Here is an 18,380-nt window from a genome sequence, read left to right as displayed (position 1 = left end):
CTATTTTTTAACTGTTATTTTTACTTTTTTACTTACTTTGTTAAAGTACTTGTTACCTGCAAATGTGACTGTGGCTTTGTGTTTGCCTTTTTTAGTCAATTTGGTAATTTTAAAGGTTGCCTTACCTTTAGCATTGGTTTTTGCAGTGTATTTTTTGCCTTTAACTTTGATGGTAACTTTTGCTTTTGAAATCGCTTTACCAGATTTGGATTTCAAGGTAACTGTGTACTTTTTGGTTTTGGTTTTAGCCTTGAAAGTTTTCTTTTTAGCAGTCAATTTGGAAGCCTCCTTGGTGACTTTAACAGTAGCGGTTTTGCTTGCTGCCTTGTATGTGTCATCACCAGCGAATTTGACTGTTGCCCTTAAAGATCCGGTTTTTGTAGCTTTTAAAGTAACTGTAGCAACACCGTTTGCATTGGTTGTTGCCTTGTAGGTTTTGCCGTTGAAACTGACAAGTATTTCTTTTCCAGCTATTGCTTTTCCGTTTGCATCCTTGAGGGTTACTTGGTATTTGCTGCCTTTAGCAATCGCTTGCAAGTAAACGTTTTTGTTCGCTGCGGTTAATGCAGTAGTGATTTTATTGATTGTCACGGAAGCATTTGAAGTTGCAGCTGCATAGTTGTCGCTTCCCGCAAAGCTAATTTCTGCTGTAAATGTTCCTACTGGCAAATCAATAGGAAGAGTTGCAATACCTTTCTCATCAGTTGTCACATTATAAGTTACATTATTGAGTTTAACTGAAACTGCTTTTCCAGCCATTACTTTATTGTTTTGGTCAATTAATGTAATGGTCAATGCACTGTCCTGATTTAATTCAGAGGTTACATCAGGAGCGTTGATTGTAATGGTTTCCTTATCTGAGTAAGTTCTCATAACTCCATTAGCGCTTTGGTACTTGTTGTCTGCTCTTGCAAGGTAAGTAACAAAAGTAGGTGGGAATGGCAAGTAATCTAATGTATATGAGTTTTCACCGATTGTCACGTTGTAGTATCCTCCACCAAGTAAAATGCCAATTCTGCTTCCGGAAATTGTGTTGTTGAATATAGCTTCGTTTCCAGATCCGTATGCAGTAATTCCACTTATTTTACAGTCTTTCACTGTGTTGTTGTAGACACTGTGGCCTTTGGAGTGCATGAGATATATTCCTTCTTTTGCACCTGCAATGGTGTTGAATGCGATTGTTACATTAGGTCCGGTTCCGTGTCTGGTGTCAATACCATGGTTGACCGCATTTGTGATTGTGTTTTCAACAATGATTGCATTTGGGGAACCGAAGTTCATGATACCGGTAGTGTAGATGTCATGCACTGTATTTTTACTGATGATGCTGTTTGAAGAGTATTCTCCGAAAATACCCCATGATGCACCGGTAATGTCACATCCGGTAATTACCATGTTTTTATTTCCTGTTGCATAGATTCCGGCTGTTTTATATTCATCAGTAGTTGTTGTTACTTTTGTAGTGTCATATCCTGTGTATTGAGCCTTGATATTCAGGTCACTGACTACTGCTCCAGTACTGTTCACTACATATAATACTGCACGGTATGCAATAGCATATCCTCCATTTTCAGTTGAGTTTCTAATTTTTTCAGGTAAATTGTTAATGTCAATGTTAGTGAGTCCGATTAATGTAGCATTATTTCCGAATATTTTAATGTTTTTATCGGTGTAGATGCAAATGTCATTATAAACTGCATTTTCAGCAAAGCTTAAGGAGTCGCCATCGCTCATGCCATCGATAATGGCTTGAATTTGTGAACTTGTGTATCCTTCAGGAACCTCATGTACAGTTCCGGTTTTTGTCAAGATAGTGTCATAGTCAATTGCAATGTCTTTAGGAGCATCAATTCCTGTGAATGCGATGTAATTTGGTGAATAACTTGACATATCGCTAAATGTACCCATCATTTTGGTAGCGCTTTGATAATCTACTTTTGCTTCAGCAACATAGTAAACAAAGGTTGGTGGGAATGGCAGGTTATCTAAAGAGAAGGTGTTTTCCCCAACAGTGATGTTCTTGTATCCTCCGCCTAATAATATTCCAATTCTTGATTTTTGCATTTTGTTTCCTTTGATGTTGATGTTGGATGATCCGTAACATGAAATTGAACTGATAGTACAGTTAATAAGTGTATTGTTTGCTGCGGTGTGGCCTTGTGAGTGCATGAGATAGATTCCTTCTTTAGAACCTATTACTGTGTTGTTTATCACTTGAACATTTGGTCCGGTTCCGTGTCTAACGTCAATACCATGGTTTTTAGCATTGATGATTTTATTATTTTCTATTTGGGTTCTAGCTGAACCGAAGTTTAAAAATCCGGTAACTGCTTGGTCTTTAATTGTATTTCCCTTAACAATTCCATCACTACACATTTGGAAGTATAATCCCCATGATGATCCGTCAATGATGTTGTTGGTTAATGTTATGTTTTTAGCCTGATATGCATAGACCACTGCATTGGAGTAAGTTTGAGCACTGTTTGCACCTCCAACTATGGTCAATCCGTTTATTGTAACTCCGGTTGTTTTTAGTATGTATAATGTTGCGAAGTTTCCAATTGCATATCCGCTTTCATTTGTTGGTTTCCAAATTAGGTCTGGAGTGTTGTCTTTTGAAGGAGTGTCATATCCTATCAACTTTGCGCCATTACCGTTTACTGTAATGTTCTTGTCAATGTAGATACAGATGTCGCTATAGTCTCCAGCCTCGAAGTTCAAAGTGTCCCCATCGGACATTTGATTGATCTTTTCCTGTATTTGTTCGCTAGTTGAACCAGCGGTAATTGTCTGTTCTGATGATAATTTATCATCGTCAGTTTCTTCAATTACTATATCGTCATTTTGTTGTAGTTGAGTATCGTCTGTAATCTCTTCAGCAAATACAGAACTTGAACTCATTATTACAACAAATAGAAGAAGTATAGCAAGTATTAAACTCTTTTTTTTCATTTTTTTCTCCCTTTTTAATTTTTTTGTATTCGTGTATTGCTTTAACAAATCGATAAGCAAGACAATTTATATTGTATTTTTTATCATATTTAAATTTAAATATCTTTAATTAATGATATAACATTGTTAATAATGTATGTAAGCAGTATAAAGCGTGCATATGCTTTATTTTCCATAGTTTTCAACAAAGTTTATATACTAATATGGAATAAATATTTTATTATATAGTCAATATTAAAGTTAATATAATTCGTTGCTCTTTAAAAGCAACAGGTCCATTTTAACTACATATTATCAATCAATAGTAAAATAATTTCACATGATTGGTAATATATTGATTATAAGTATATACCGGAGAGACAGATATGAATAAAAGATTTTCAAGTATTTTATTCATATGCTTAATCGGTTTATTCCTGGTGACTGCCGTTAGTGCGGCTGAAGAAAATCAAACAGACAACACTCTTGCGGGAGTGAATTATCAGATCACCTCTGATTTGTCAAATGAAGATATTCAGGGAATGCTTGATGGAGCCAGTGATGGAGATACGTTTGAATTTACAGACAAAACATATAATAATGTTTCTTTGGTTGTGGATAAAAAATTGAATATTATATCCAAAACCAACTCCAAGGTTTACACTTCAAGCCAATTAAACACTAAGGCAAAAAGCCTGGGAATAACTGACACTTTCGGATTTTACTTTACATCAAATAGCGCAGGCAGTGTTCTATCTGGAATAACAATTATTGCATCCAATAGTGATTATGGAATAATTGTCGACTCATCAAGCAAGGTGACAATTGACAAGAACGTAATCACCGGCGGTAAAAATTGTGTTTTAGTAAGGAATTCTGATAATATTGCATTGACAAACAACAATATTTCAAAGGCAACTTCAAATGGAATTCAACTGAAGAATGTTAAAAATTCAGTGATTTCAAAAAACATTGTCTCATACAACAAGAGATCAGGAATTGAAACTTCCAATATATATTATTGTAACATAACCAACAATACGGTTCATCACAATAATTTCAATGGAATTTCATTGTTCAATATCTCTAAAGGAAATATCATAAAGCATAATCAGGCTTATGAGAATCCAAATGGAATTTATATTGATTCACAGTCCAAAAATGATGTGATTAATGCGAATTCATTCACTTATAACCGTAGAGACACTAGTTATGAATTGGGGGCTTTTGAATCCGGTAACGGTTTGCTGTTTGGTGCGGATTTCAGGACTGCTGAGGAAGGGGATCCTTCAAGATTAGAAGTCAAGTACAATGTTCTGGCTCATAATGAAGGATATCAGGCCAAAAACAATCCTGAATTGCCAACATTCAAGCTCGGTGACAATTGGTTTGACTCCACTGATGACGAAAACACATTCGTCTGCCCAATGCTTCTTGCAGGAATCATGAAAATGGGTACAATATCAGTCAAGAACGGTATTGGCCTTCAGATGTATGACACAAGCGGTCAGGCCGTAAAGGAATTCGGAACCTTTGACACTACAGTCAACATTAACGGAAACCGCTACACTGCGAAGTTTGTCAATGGTAAGGCTACTATTGATGCCACTCTTGATCCTGATAAGGAATATGATGTGGAAGTCATGATTGGTGGAAAGCCGGTGACCTACAAGTATAAGGCTGCCTCAGGTGATGAGGGGGACAACAAGGACTCCCAGACATCACAGTCAACAGACGGCAAAACTGGTGCTCAGGGTTCTAGTTCACAGACTTCAACCAGTGCAAGCACTGGCGTTGCTAAAGGAAACGGAGAAAATGGAACTTCAAACAGTGCCCATTATGCAAATTCCAATAAGTCAGGTGTTTACGGTACCAATGCATCAGGGTCATTTAAGGATTCCTCAGATAACGGTGAAAGCGCATTGACTAATGGTAACATTAATGCCGGTGATGCCAGTGAAGGTGAAGTGTCCGAAGAGGGTAAAGCATATGAAATTGTACCTCCAAGCAAGATTTCAAAAGAAATCACTGATACATCCGGTCTTGTAGTGTTAAGCATTCTTTCCGTTATGGGAATGCTGATCTATGGGTACTGGCGTAGAGAAGATTTTGAATAAAATTTTCTTTTCTTTTTTTTCTTTTATTTATACTATTAATTACTAATTATTATTAATGAAAATCAAAACTCATTCTTTTAAAATCAACACTAACAAGAACTTTGAAATCATCGATATCACATCAAGAATCAATGATTTAATCGATGTCGAAAACGGAATAGTCTCAATCTTTTCAAGACACTCAACTTCAGCAATTGTTGTCAATGAAAATGAGTCTGGTCTTTTAAGCGATTTGGAATTCACATTGGACAATTTGATTGATGAAAAGTTCTCATATGAGCATGACAGGATTGACAATAACGCACGTTCACACTTGAAATCATTCCTGCTTTCATCAAGCGAGTGTCTGCCAATTAAAAACAGCAGGTTGGATTTGGGCACATGGCAGTCAGTGTTTTTCGTCGAACTTGACGGGCCAAGGCATGGAAGAACAATAAGTTTAACAATAATAGGGAAATAATATATTACTAAGATGTGAATATTATGGATGATGAAACATTAAAAACCTACGGTTATGTAATAAGTTCCTCTTATAGGGAAAGGTCTGTAAAGTCATTGAACGAATCCAATAAGATCCCGACAGACTTGGCGGAGGATATTGGAATCAGGTCAAACCACATTTCAAAGGTTCTTCGCGAACTCAAGGAATGCGGTGTTGCCGAATGCATCAATGAGGAAAAGAGAAAAAACAGAATATACAGATTAACACCAAAGGGCGAAGATATTGCAGACCTTATAGGTTAAGCTATTTAAAAAAATAAATCTTGATGATGGATGGTATTTAATTGAGAAAATGGACAATAATCTTGATAGTTATAATTATATTATTGTTAATTTTCATACTTGTTTTTAATAATTATGATGTCTCTCCTAGCGTGAGCAATTACTCCCAGATGGAGACTCAAATGAGAAAATTGTGGTATTGAAAAGAATCTATTTGTTAATAAATTCTATTTCAAACGCAATTACAGGATACTCCAAGGTGAAGTTGGTAATCACTTCAGGTGAAACCTCACCGAAGAATCCTTTAATGAATCCTTTTTCAGACTCACCTTTAACGTCAGCCACTCTTCCTTCAATGAAGGTCTTGTTTTCACTGTCAGCTATTTCCATAGTGTATCCGAGGTTTGCAAGAACGCTGGTCATCACGGACTTGATTTCAGTGAAGTTTGCTGTTGAATGGCAAATCAATGCAGCTAATTTCTTAGATGAGACTGTCTTGTTTTCCTTGGTTTCATCAAGGTATAAAACATCACCGATTTCGAAAATCTTTTGAGGCAAGTCCTCGTGCTTGTTGTCCTCTAAAAATTCCATGAGGCTGTTGATGAGACTAGTCCTGATCATGGTCCTGTCGATAGTGATTGGTTTTGCCACTTGAACATGAGGTTTTTCTTCCTGGTTCATTTTTGTGTAGTGTGCGTCTTCGCTTGTAAGCATGAGGCTCATTATTTCCTGGAATCCTAAACCAACCATGACTTCACGAATTTTTGATTCAGCTCTGAACCAGTCGTTTTCATAAGCTACAGTGTTGATTTCAGGCAATTTAGCTTCAACGGCATTGATGTGGTATTGCACTGCAATGTTTTCAACGATATCCACTTCGTGTAAAATGTCAACCCTGTATGCTGGAATGATTGCTTTTACTTCATTGTCGCTTAGTATTTCAGCGTCAAAACGTGCCTTTTCAAGCAATCCCTTGATGTCTTCAGCAGTCAGGCTGGTTCCTCCAATCAATTCGTTTGCTGTGTCAACATGAACGTTCATCTCTTGAGGAGTCAAGTCAGGGCTTACCACAGTGTGGTCTTCGTATTTGACTTCCATTGACTTGATTTGGCCGCCCACTTCAGCAAATGATGAGCATATGATGTTTAATGCTTGATTGACTGCCCGTTCATCGGTACCTGTAACGTCAACAATGATGTTGTGGGTGTCTTCCTTGATTTTGGTTAGCTCACCGTTGATGATAGGTGGCATGGACAATACCTGGTCGTCCTTATCAAGGATTAACGGATACTTGTCAAAGTTTTCAATCAAATGAGCGTAATCCTTTCCTTTGTCATGTTCAGTCAAGATTTCATCAGGAGTCATTTCAGTGTCTTTTTCTAATGGAACGAATGCATTTGCATCCTTTGGGGTTGCAATGTATTTAAATGGAGCGTTTACAACATCTGCATTGTGGATACCGATAGCCACTTTTTTCCTGTCCCTTCCGATAACCCAGTGAAGGTTTTCCTGGAAATCCATAATGTATTTCAGTTTATCGCCAGTAAAGTCAACATTATCGATTTTTGCAAAGGCAATGTACGGTCTGATGGCTGCAACTTCAGCTTCAACGATAACTTCCTCATTGGATGGCACAACAGGATAGTCAGGAAGTCCTGTTTCCTGACCGATGAATCCCTTAAATGATCTTGCCACTCCTTCAACGGAGAGGTTGTCCGGACGGTTTGGGAAGAATTCCACCTTGATTTCCTCATCGTCAAAGTCCTCGATGTCGCTGGACATCATAGGAAGGGTGTCTATCAGTTCATCTTTTTCCATATCTATTCCTAAATCTTTCAAGTCTTCGTATTTGAATGTTATAACTGGCATTTAATAACTCCATTTAATTTATAATCCATAAATAAGCATGAAAAATAGAGATTCAATAACGAAATGAAGAGCTCTATGTTCCAACTCACCCATATCCCTTATTAGGATGGTGTGAGTCACATCAATCACAAAATGAATCAGGGCTGCTAGGATACCGACAACAGGGTTTAAGAACACTATTGATATAACTATGAAATGAAATCCTGCTTCCATTGTCTCATGTGCTAGCCATGTCTGCCATGTGGAATGAGTGGATTGCTGAATTAATCCTCCCAACACTATGTAGAAGTTGTTGAAGACCTTCCACATTAATGTGGTGTGCAATACATCGCTTATAGCCAAAACAACGGCCACGTAAAACCATAATAAATTCATTTTTATACACAGTCCTAATTTTTGATAATATTAATAATTTGATTTTTTTATATAATATATTTAACTATTAATCTATTTTATTTTGCAAAAGATTTGAAATTCAATTACTTTTTTAAATAATAAATTACATAATTAATAATATTATTTTTACTTACATTAACTAGGAGAAAATACATGTCAAAAGAAGAAATTCCTAAAGACTATGACTTTAAAAAAGAAAAGGTTTGGGAGCAAAAATGGGAAGATGAAGACATCTACAAATACATTGGAGATGGCTCTCGTCCTAGATACATCATTGACACTCCCCCACCATACCCAACAGGTTCCATTCACTTGGGACACGTATTGAATTGGGTTTACATTGATATGAACGCAAGATACAGAAGACAAAAAGGCAATGACGTATTGTTCACCCAGGGATGGGACTGCCACGGTCTTCCAACTGAAGTTAAGGTTGAAGAAACTCATGGAATCAAGAAAAATGACGTTTCAAGAGCTAAATTCAGAGAACTTTGTGTTGACTTAACCACTGATAATATTGCTAAAATGAAATCACAGATGCGTGCAATGGGTTATTCACAGGATTGGACTAGAGAGTTCGTTACAATGACTCCTGAATACATGAGAAAGACCCAGTATTCATTTTTAAAAATGTATGAGGAAGGTTTGATCTATCAGGGAAAACACCCTGTAAACTGGTGTCCTCGCTGTCAAACAGCTATCGCTTTTGCGGAAGTTGAATACTCAGACAACACTACATTCTTAAACTATGTCAATTTCCCACCTGCTGTGGAAGATTCATATGAAGACATTGCATCATCACAGGAATCAGGAAAACAGGCTGACCCTAAAGATGAGGGAATCTTGATTGCAACCACCCGTCCTGAACTGATGGCTGCATGTGTGGCAGTTGTAATTCACCCCGAAGATGAAAGATACACTCACCTTTTAGGAAAATATGTTGAAGTTCCTCTTTCACATCAAAAAGTTAAAATCATTGCAGATGAAGAGGTTGATCCGGAATTCGGTACCGGTGCAGTAATGATTTGTACCTTCGGGGACAAGACTGACGTAAGTTGGGTTCAAAAATATGACCTTGAAGTAATCGATATCATGGATGATTCAGGCATATTGACCTCAGCAGCTGGAAGATATGAAGGAATGGACCTTCAAAGCTGTAAAAAACAGACAATTGAAGATTTAGATGCTGAAGGCTATCTTTTAAAACAGGAAGAAGTTGACCAAAATGTAGGTCAATGCTGGAGATGTAAAACTCCTGTTGAAATTCTTCTCAAAGAGCAATGGTTTGTTGCGGTGCGTGACTTAATCGAAAAAACCAAAGTTGCAGCAGATGAAATGAAATGGGTGCCTGAACACATGAAATCCCGTATGGTCAACTGGGCAGATTCCATGGAATGGGACTGGTGTATCTCCAGGCAAAGGATATTTGCAACCCCAATACCTGTATGGTACTGTAAGGACTGTGGTAAAGTAATTTTACCTGACGCTGAAGACTTGCCAATTGATCCTACAGTGGACAAGCCTAAACATGCATGTGAATGCGGTTGTGAGGAATTCATTCCTGAAGTGGATGTTTTAGACACTTGGATGGACTCATCAATTTCACCGTTATCCATTGCAGGATGGCCTGATGAGGATTACGTAAATCATTTTCCATCTAGCATTCGTCCGCAAGGACACGACATCATCCGTACATGGGCATTCTACACCACTTTAAGATGCATTGCCTTAACCGGCAAAAAACCATTCGATGACATTGTAATCAACGGTATGGTGTTCGGTGAGGATGGAAACAAGATGAGTAAATCACGTCCTGAATTCGTTGTCGGACCGGAAGAGGTAATTGAAAAATACGGTGCAGACTCCTTAAGGACATGGGCAGCTAACAGCGTACCAGGGTCTGACGTAATATTCGACTGGAAAGACATCAAGCACGGTTACCGTTTCTTAAGAAAATTCTGGAACGCATTCAGATTCATAAGCATGCAAATCTTCGATGAGGAAGTAACATATGATGAAGTTAAAGACAATTTAGGGCCATTGGACTTATGGATTCTTTCAAAATTAAACAACTTAAACAAGATTGTTGACACTGCATTTGCAGAATATAACTTCGCACAGACAATCACTCCAATCGAAAGGTTCTTCTGGCATGACTTCTGTGACGAGTACATCGAGGCTGTAAAATACAGATTATACACTGATGTTTCAGACGAATCAAGAAGAGCAGCAAAATACACTTTAAGAACTGTTGTTGAGACTTCATTAAAATTGATGGCTCCAATCGCACCGTTCTTCACAGAAGAGGTTTACCAATACTTCTCAGACGAGTCAATCCACACTACCTTATGGCCTGAAGTCTATGAGGAATTAATCAGTGAGGAAATGGAAAGCAAAGGTGAAACCACCGTTGAGCTTATTGACGAGGTCAGAAGATTCAAGTCAGCTTCAAAAATCCCATTGAATGCAGAACTTGCGGAAGTCAACGTATACACTTCCGATGAGGAATTGGTTGACATTTTCAACCAGTTTGATGAAGACATCAAGGGAACATTGAAAATCACTGATTTGGAAATCAGCTCAGGAAAACCTGAAGTGCATGAAAAAATCATTGAAGTTGAACCTGAAATGTCAAAAATCGGACCAACATTCAAAGGCGATGCAGGTAAAATCATTGGTTATCTCAAATCAACCGATATCGATGAAATCGGTGCTGCCTTAGAGGAAAACCATGAATTGACCATCGGAGATATTGTTGTTCCTGAAGACATGCTTAACATCAAAAAGGATATTGTTGGAGCATCCGGTAAGAAAGTGGATATTCTCCAATCCGAAAACTTAGATATGATTGTGGAAGTAATCAGATGATTACTTTTCCATTAACTTTTTTTAAGATTAAAGCTATTGCATAGGTAATGGCTAAAATAACGACAGTCCACATTATCGAATGGATTACCGGCTGATTATAGACCAACAGGAACGGGTAAGGCCCTTCCACTATTTTTAAGATATTTAAAACAATCATGATTATGGCATATATTATTGTGAAGCATAATCCATGAATTGCATTTAATTTATCGTATTTTTCAATTGAAAATGCAAAAATTGCTAAAACCGGACAAAGCGTGTGATGATACAGCATGGACCCTCCGAATAAGAGATGATGCAATCCCAAATCTGTTGTCCATGACAATACGGTCAATACGATTATCAGTGTCAATGTTGTTGAGACAATTGCAGCAAATCTTAAGGACTTGAACCATGATGGAGGTTCCTCATTTTTCAGCAGTAATATTAGAAATATTGAAGATGAAATTAAAAGCAGCAAATTGCTGTCCTCAGTGTAATATTCCAATGAAGCAATTCCAAGCTCGTTAAAAACCAGTAGGAATCCAATGATTTCCAAAATAATAATTAATAGGTTTATTGCAATATTAATGTTTCTTGAATTCATGTTATTTTTTAGTCCAAATCATTTTCAATTTCTTTTACTACTCTTGCAGGAACGCCCACTGCAAGGGAATTGTCTGGAATGTCCTTTGTCACAACAGCTCCGGCTCCAACTACCACATTGTCTCCAATGGTCACGCCAGGCAATATTGTCACATTGGCGCCCAACCAGACATCATTGCCGATTCTAATTTCACTGGCCTGTCCCATATGTTCCCTTCTTTTTTTAGGTGATAATGGGTGGCCAACGGTTGTTATTGTAGTGTTTGGACCGATCATGACATTGTCTCCAATATGAACCTCGTTAATGTCAAGTATTGTCAAATTGAAGTTTCCAGTAAAGTTGTTTCCGATATGGATGTTTTTGCCATAGTCAAAGCAGAATCTCTTTGCAATCCATACCTTTTCACCCACTGAACCTAAAATTTCACTCAATACCTCATGTTGCTTGTCCAAATCGTCCTCGGGAAGTGAATTGAATATGTTTGCGTTTTCAATGGCGTGCAATTTCATTAAGGATATTTCCTCTTCGTCATAACAGTACTCAAGACCTGCCAGCATTTTGTCAAATTCCTTCATAGGTAAGTATTTATTGAATTTTAATTAAAAATATTATTGATAAAATGATTCTTAAGGTAAAAAATATTTCAGAAATCGGTGGGGTCGTCAAGGCACCACCATCAAAAAGCTATTCCCACAGAGCAGTAATTCTGGCCAGTCTGGCTAATGGAACCTCAAAACTTTATGACATGCTATACTCAGAAGATACCTTAGCTTCCATTAGGGTGTGTGAAGCTTTAGGTGCTGAAATTACCAAAAAAGATGATTATTTGGAGGTAATCGGTACCGGTGGAAAGTTGCACAATTCATCAGACGAACCGATTGACCTTGCCAACTCAGGAACTACCTTAAGACTCATGACAAGCGTTTCTGCGTTAAGCGACAATGAAGTCATATTGACCGGTGACGATTCGCTTCAAACCCGTCCGATGGGACTTCTTATGGATGCCCTTTGGCCGTTAGGTGTTGAAACCGAATCATTGAATGACAATGAGAAGGCACCGATTTTAATCAAGCCGGGTTATCTTGGCGGTGAAACCAACATCATGGGTAATGTGAGCTCACAGTTCATCTCATCAATCATTATCTCTTCACCTTTGTCTGAAAAGGGCGGAACATTATATGTGCTGCCTGAATTCAAGTCAAAGCCTTATGTGAACATGACTGTGGATATAATGAGGAAATTCGGAGTCAAGGTCCTTAAGGGATATTACCTGAAGCATGACTCCTGCGACAAGGAGCATCAAAGCTGCAGGATTGATGAGTATAAGGTTTTAAAGCAGGATTATGTTGCCTGTGACTACACTGTCGAGGGAGATTACTCCTCAGCATCATATTTATTAGCATTGATTGCAATCAATGGTGGAAAGGCTAAAATCAGGAACCTGTTCTTTGACTCCAAGCAGGGGGACAAGTACATATTGGACATTCTCCAGGATATGGGCGCCACAATAGTTCGTGGAGAGGATTATGTTGAGATAGTCTCTGACGGCAATCTGAAAGCCATTGACGTTAACTTATCCAATGCGCCGGATTTGCTGATAACTGTTGCGGTATTGGCTGCAATGGCAGAGGGAACAACCAATATAACTGGTGTGGCTCATGCAAGGGTTAAGGAAACCGACAGAATTGACACCACCTGCAGGGAACTTGAAAAACTGGGCTGCAGGCTGGAAGAGCATGAGGACGGCATGAGCATCACAGGTGGCGTGACATCAGGTGTTGTTGACTCTCATGGTGATCATCGTTTGGCCATGGCATTCAGCCTCATTGGCCTCAAGCATGACATTAAAATTACAAATGGGGAAGTGTTTGACGTGTCCTTCCCAAATTTCATTGAAAGCATGGCTGAATTAGGATTTGAACTGGAGTTAGAGGATGAATAAGGAAGAAAGAGTTATCAAGTTGATTGAAGAGTTGGAAGGAGTATTTACAATCAGAACCTTCCTTGACCATGACCCTTATAAGGTCTTAATCAGAACAATACTGTCCCAAAGGACAAGGGATGAGAATACAGATCAGGCCACTAATAACCTGTTTGAAAAGTATCCTGACATTTACGCAGTTGTGGATGCACCTATTGAGGATGTCAAGGAGCTGATTAGGCCTGCTGGTTTTTACAATGTGAAGGCTGCCCGTATTCAGGAGGTTTCACAAATCCTTATTGACCAGTATGGCGGAGAGGTCCCGGATACCGTTGAGGAAATGATTAAGCTTCCAGGAGTCGGCAGGAAAACCGCAAATTGCGTGATGGTTTTTGCTTTTGAGCTTCCGGCTATTCCGGTTGACACTCATGTTCATAGGATTTCAAACCGTTTGGGCTTGGTTGATACTAAAAATCCTGAGGATACTGAACTTGAACTGTGCAAGATTGCTCCTGAGGATTTGTGGATTAAGCTGAATGACCTGATGGTGCAGTTTGGCCAGAATATCTGCAAGCCAATTGGCCCGCAATGTGAGATTTGTCCATGCACAGATATCTGCGATTACTTTGCAGGTAATGTGTGATTTTTCTATTTTTTCCAAAACATTTATAAAGTAAAACAATGTTATATAACAATAGTTATTATAACGAATGTTATATTAACGTTTAAATTAACCCTTTTAATATACCAGTAAAAACAATTAATAAATAAGGAGAAAAAATTATGGTAAACGTTCCAAAATTAAAAAGAGGAGTACTTGATAGTGTTGTAGACGCAATTGGAAACACTCCGATTGTAAGATTGAACAACCTAACAAAAGATTTAGAAGCAGAAGTCGACGTTAAAATCGAATCATTCAACCCTACTGGTAGTGTAAAAGACAGAGTTGCAGTTGCAATGATTGAGGATGCAGAGGAAAAAGGCCTTCTCAAGCCGGGTGCAACAATCATCGAGCCAACCAGTGGAAACACCGGTATAGGACTTGCATTTGCAGCGGCTGCCAAAGGCTACAAGCTGATATTGACCATGCCTGAAACCATGTCCATCGAAAGGAGAAAATTCCTAAGCATATTGGGTGCAGAATTGGTATTGACTCCAGGTGCCGATGGAATGGGCGGAGCCATTGCAAGGGCAAATGAACTCAATGAGGAAACTCCTGACTCAATTATTTTAGGCCAATTCGACAACCCTGCAAATGTAAAGATTCATGCTGAAACCACAGCTCAGGAAATCTTAAGGGACACTGAAGGAAACGTGGATATTGTCATTGCAGGTGTTGGAACCGGAGGAACAATCACCGGAATCGGTAAGGTATTGAAAGAGGAAGTTCCTGATGTCAAAATCGTTGCCGTTGAACCTAAGGATTCACAGACCTTGGCAAAAGGCGAAAAAGGACCTCACAAGATCCAAGGTATCGGTGCAGGATTTGTGCCTTCAATCTATGACGCTGAGGTGATTGATGAAATCATTCCGGTTGAAAATGAGGATGCCGGAAACACTTTGCTTGCTCTTGCTAAGGAGGAAGGTATATTTTCCGGAATTTCATCAGGTGCAGCAACATGGGCAGCATTGGAATTGGCTAAAAAAGAAGAAAATAAAGGCAAAAGAATAATAGCAATCTTACCGGATAACGGTGAGAGATATCTCTCTGTAGACTGGTTATTTGATTAAGTAAAATTATATATACCATATGTTATATAAAATTAAAGTATAACATCACTGAGGGGTATAATGTTCAATGGGTTAAGGGCTGAAATACAAGCTATTAAAGATAAGGATCCTGCAGCAAGGTCTACGTTAGAGATATTCTTATGCTATCCGGGATTTTATGCATTATTATTTCATAGAGTGAGTCACTGGTTATGGAATCATTCTTTAAAGTTGCTTGCTCGTATGAATTCCAATCTAGCTAGGTTCTTAACCGGAATTGAAATTCACCCCGGTGCAACATTTGGCAAACGCGTATTTATCGACCATGGTATGGGAGTCGTTGTTGGGGAAACCGCCATTGTTGGCGATGATGTCCTAATCTATCAGGGAGTGATTCTTGGAGGTACAAGTACAGAAAAAACAAAAAGACACCCTACAATTGAAAAGGGAGTGATTATTGGAGCTGGTGCTAAGGTAATGGGTAATATTACCATAGGTGAATACTCAAAAATTGGTACAGGCGCTGTAGTGCTCAAGGATGTTCCTCCTCAATCAACATGTGTTGGTGTTCCTGGCCGTATCGTAAGGCGCAAAGGAGTGCGTCCGGAAAAAGTCGACCTTGACCACAATAAACTTCCAGACCCTGTCGCTGATGCAATCAGGATACTCGAAAAACATCTTCAAGAAAACGATAAAAGATTTGAGATTTTATTTGAAAAGCATGAACTATGCTTAACTGAAGATATTCGAGATGAACAAGAAGATTTAGAGGATTTGTTTAAAAAATAGAAGGGATTTTTATGAAACCACCTTGTGAAATCGTAGTATGGTATGTAATACCTGCAATCAGATCTGAACTAGCAAAAGAACTTTTGAACTTAGGAATGAAACAGAAGGATGTTTCCGAACTCATGGACATTACCCAGCCTGCAGTTTCCCAGTACATAACTGATAAAAGAGGCAGTGGAATTAAGCTTGATGATAATGTAAGGGCAAAGATTCATGAATTTGCTCGCCAATTGTCTGAAGGGGAAGCTACAAAAGCTGACTTGATTCCAAGGACATGTGCAATATGCAAGAATGTTAAAACAGTAGATGTTTTAGAGCAACTTAACATTAATAAGGATGAGCTTGGCGAAGATTGTCAATCTTGCTTGGGTTCCGAAGCGGAATAGGAAAATATTGGGAAAAATAGTAAACTATATAAACTATTAATCACCAATATTTTATTATCCTATATATGTTGATGGCAAGTTTACCGAGTGGCTTAGGTGTGTGGCTGCAGACCATAATACGGGGGTTCAAATCCCTCACTTGCCTTTTACAATTACTTTTTTTCGAGGTTTATTTTTATGGAAATTTATTCAACTTTAACTCGCAGTAAAGAGGATTTTGTAACAATTAACGATAACAGAGTTAACCTATTTGTATGCGGTCCGACAGTTTATGATGACGCACATATTGGGCACGGAAGAACATACATTTCATTCGACACAATAAAAAGATACTTGGAATATAAGGGATATGCAGTATTCTATATCCAAAACGTAACCGATGTTGATGATAAAATAATCAACAGGTCAAAGGAAAGCGGAATACCTGCCGGCGAATTGGCACGCAAGTTTGAAAAACGCTACCGTGAAGACATGGCCAAACTGAATGTCAACGGGGTCAACCTATTCGCAAGGGCAACCGATCACATGCCTGAAATCATCGACCAGATCCAAAGGCTGATTGATAAGGGATTCGCTTATGAAACCGAAGATGGAGTATACTTTGAAATAGACACCTTTGAGGAATTCGGAAAACTCTCAAACAGGAATGTTGAAGAGCTTGAATCCCACAGGGAAATTGCAGAAACCACAAAGAAAAACCATCAGGATTTTGCGCTATGGAAAAAACGTGAAGGCGTCGACGAGCCAACATGGCCGTCCCCATGGGGAGACGGAAGACCTGGATGGCACATTGAAGACACTGCAATAACTGAATACTACTTCGGAGAGCAATACGATGTCCACGGTGGAGGACTTGACCTGATATTCCCTCATCACGAAGCGGAAATCACACAGATGGAAGCGGTATCAGGAAAATCCCCAATGGTAAGATACTGGTTGCACACAGGATTCTTAAACGTTAATGGAGAAAAGATGTCAAAATCACTCCATAACTTCATCACAATCCGTGAACTGCTTGAAAGCTATGAACCGGACACTTTCAGATTCTTCGTGCTTTCAACCCATTACAGAAGCCCGATTGACTTTTCCAAGGATTCACTTCACCAATCAGAAAGAAGCCTTGACAGAATCAGGAAATACTACGAGCAACTTGACGTTGAAGTCGGAGATGAAAAATTCGAATGTGATGCATTGGCACCTCACATGAAGGAATTCTTCGACAGCATGGATGATGACTTCAACACTCCAAAGGCAATCGCTGCAATATTCGGATTGATCAATGACACCAAAAACGAGTTGGACAGCTACTCAGATGAGGACAAGATTGCAATAAAGGCATTCCTTGATGATGTTGCTCATATTTTGGGAGTCAGCTTTGAGACTGAAGAGGTCAATGCAGGTTCCGATGACCTTCTTAACTTGATTTCAGAAGTAAGATCAGAGTTAAGAGCCAACAAGCAATATGACCTTTCCGATAAAATACGTGATAGCCTACAAGAGTTAGGCTATGAAATCAACGATTAAGGGAAAATCATTTTCTCTTTTCTTTTTTTATTAATTCTTTTTTTATTTCATTATTTTTCTAATTTTACCATGTAAGTAAGCGCTTGCATGCGAAAAACTTTATATATGCTGTTTTTAATAAGTTTAACCATAAATTACATATTTTTTTTGGAAGGGACAGAAAAAGTGACATACTTTCTAAGATGGGTGATTATCATGCAGCAATTAATTTAATGGATCGGTGTCTTGATTTAAATCCTGGCAATTTGTCATATCAAATTTCCAGATGTTGTTTATTAGTTTCGATTGGAAGTTTTGAAGGGGCAGTCATAGGTTTTGAAAAAGTTTATGACACTTATTTTGATGATTATAATTTAGTTAAGTTATTCTATTTAAAATATGGTCAGGCTTTACAGAGGATGGGAAAGTATGATGATGCATTAGAACTGTATGATGAGTATTTAATTAAATATGAGGAATTTCCTAAAGTTGAAATTCAAAATGAAAAGAATAGGTTGATTTTAATTAAATAGTTTTTTTTATAATTTCATTGATGAAAGTCATGGAGGGGATTGTTAAAA

The 18,380-nt window shown here is 38.2% G+C and carries 16 protein-coding genes and 1 tRNA gene; 12 read left to right on the top strand and 5 right to left on the bottom strand.

Annotation, left to right across the window (positions count from 1 at the left end; genetic code table 11):
* Complete coding sequence (locus E7Z78_RS00875; RefSeq protein WP_303723289.1) at window positions 1-2,952, bottom strand: right-handed parallel beta-helix repeat-containing protein; 2,952 nt, start codon at window positions 2,950-2,952, stop codon at window positions 1-3.
* A gap of 365 nt (window positions 2,953-3,317) precedes the next feature.
* Between E7Z78_RS00875 and E7Z78_RS00870 the strand changes: the two genes are divergently transcribed.
* The 3 genes from E7Z78_RS00870 to E7Z78_RS00860 are packed head-to-tail and all read left to right on the top strand — an operon-like array spanning window position 3,318 to window position 5,792.
* A complete protein-coding gene (locus E7Z78_RS00870) occupies window positions 3,318-5,048 on the top strand; it encodes a nitrous oxide reductase family maturation protein NosD (RefSeq protein WP_303723288.1) in 1,731 nt (576 codons plus the stop codon).
* 55 nt (window positions 5,049-5,103) lie between these two features.
* Window positions 5,104-5,508, top strand: coding sequence for a secondary thiamine-phosphate synthase enzyme YjbQ (locus E7Z78_RS00865; protein WP_303723287.1), 405 nt, complete (start codon window positions 5,104-5,106; stop codon window positions 5,506-5,508).
* 23 nt (window positions 5,509-5,531) lie between these two features.
* Entirely contained in the window at window positions 5,532-5,792 is a 261-nt protein-coding gene (locus E7Z78_RS00860) for a winged helix-turn-helix domain-containing protein (protein ID WP_303723286.1), read from the top strand.
* 189 nt (window positions 5,793-5,981) lie between these two features.
* Here E7Z78_RS00860 and pheT read toward each other — a convergent pair whose 3' ends face one another.
* Together pheT and E7Z78_RS00850 are read right to left on the bottom strand one after the other, a co-directional pair.
* Complete coding sequence (gene pheT, locus E7Z78_RS00855) at window positions 5,982-7,640, bottom strand: phenylalanine--tRNA ligase subunit beta (protein ID WP_303723285.1); 1,659 nt, start codon at window positions 7,638-7,640, stop codon at window positions 5,982-5,984.
* An 18-nt stretch (window positions 7,641-7,658) separates the two neighbouring features.
* Entirely contained in the window at window positions 7,659-8,015 is a 357-nt protein-coding gene (locus E7Z78_RS00850; RefSeq protein ID WP_303723284.1) for a hypothetical protein, read from the bottom strand.
* 174 nt (window positions 8,016-8,189) lie between these two features.
* On the opposite strand from E7Z78_RS00850, the gene E7Z78_RS00845 reads away from it, so the two are divergent.
* On the top strand, window positions 8,190-10,904 hold the full coding sequence (locus tag E7Z78_RS00845) for a valine--tRNA ligase (protein WP_303723283.1): 2,715 nt from the start codon (window positions 8,190-8,192) through the stop codon (window positions 10,902-10,904).
* Here the strand turns inward: E7Z78_RS00845 and E7Z78_RS00840 are convergent.
* Window positions 10,897-11,490: a hypothetical protein gene (locus tag E7Z78_RS00840; RefSeq protein WP_303723282.1), complete on the bottom strand. Its 594-nt coding sequence runs from the start codon at window positions 11,488-11,490 to the stop codon at window positions 10,897-10,899. The genes E7Z78_RS00845 and E7Z78_RS00840 overlap by 8 nt on opposite strands.
* A gap of 8 nt (window positions 11,491-11,498) precedes the next feature.
* Entirely contained in the window at window positions 11,499-12,065 is a 567-nt protein-coding gene (locus E7Z78_RS00835; RefSeq protein WP_303723281.1) for a sugar O-acetyltransferase, read from the bottom strand.
* A 44-nt stretch (window positions 12,066-12,109) separates the two neighbouring features.
* On the opposite strand from E7Z78_RS00835, the gene aroA reads away from it, so the two are divergent.
* From aroA to E7Z78_RS00795, 8 genes are all read left to right on the top strand, one after another.
* A complete protein-coding gene (gene aroA / locus E7Z78_RS00830) occupies window positions 12,110-13,432 on the top strand; it encodes a 3-phosphoshikimate 1-carboxyvinyltransferase (RefSeq protein ID WP_303723280.1) in 1,323 nt (440 codons plus the stop codon).
* A complete protein-coding gene (nth, locus tag E7Z78_RS00825) occupies window positions 13,425-14,054 on the top strand; it encodes an endonuclease III (RefSeq protein ID WP_303723279.1) in 630 nt (209 codons plus the stop codon). The genes aroA and nth overlap by 8 nt, the downstream gene beginning before the upstream one ends.
* A 140-nt stretch (window positions 14,055-14,194) precedes the next feature.
* Window positions 14,195-15,142, top strand: a complete 948-nt coding sequence (gene cysK / locus E7Z78_RS00820) for a cysteine synthase A (RefSeq protein ID WP_303723278.1) — start codon at window positions 14,195-14,197, stop codon at window positions 15,140-15,142.
* Between the two features lie 60 nt (window positions 15,143-15,202).
* Window positions 15,203-15,910 carry a serine O-acetyltransferase gene (cysE, locus tag E7Z78_RS00815; protein ID WP_303723277.1) on the top strand — a complete coding sequence of 236 codons (708 nt, stop codon included), beginning with the start codon at window positions 15,203-15,205 and terminating at the stop codon, window positions 15,908-15,910.
* A gap of 11 nt (window positions 15,911-15,921) precedes the next feature.
* Window positions 15,922-16,296: a transcriptional regulator gene (locus tag E7Z78_RS00810; RefSeq protein ID WP_303723276.1), complete on the top strand. Its 375-nt coding sequence runs from the start codon at window positions 15,922-15,924 to the stop codon at window positions 16,294-16,296.
* A 73-nt stretch (window positions 16,297-16,369) separates the two neighbouring features.
* Window positions 16,370-16,441 (top strand) — tRNA-Cys (locus E7Z78_RS00805).
* Window positions 16,442-16,473: 32 nt separating this feature from the next.
* A complete protein-coding gene (gene cysS, locus E7Z78_RS00800) occupies window positions 16,474-17,820 on the top strand; it encodes a cysteine--tRNA ligase (RefSeq protein WP_303723275.1) in 1,347 nt (448 codons plus the stop codon).
* A gap of 83 nt (window positions 17,821-17,903) precedes the next feature.
* Window positions 17,904-18,332, top strand: a complete 429-nt coding sequence (locus tag E7Z78_RS00795) for a M48 family metallopeptidase (RefSeq protein ID WP_303723274.1) — start codon at window positions 17,904-17,906, stop codon at window positions 18,330-18,332.
* Window positions 18,333-18,380 lie beyond the last annotated feature (48 nt).

The sequence above is a fragment of the Methanobrevibacter thaueri genome, assembly GCF_015062915.1.
GTDB lineage: Archaea > Methanobacteriota > Methanobacteria > Methanobacteriales > Methanobacteriaceae > Methanocatella > Methanocatella thaueri_B.
This window is presented reverse-complemented; position numbering and strand designations above follow the sequence as displayed.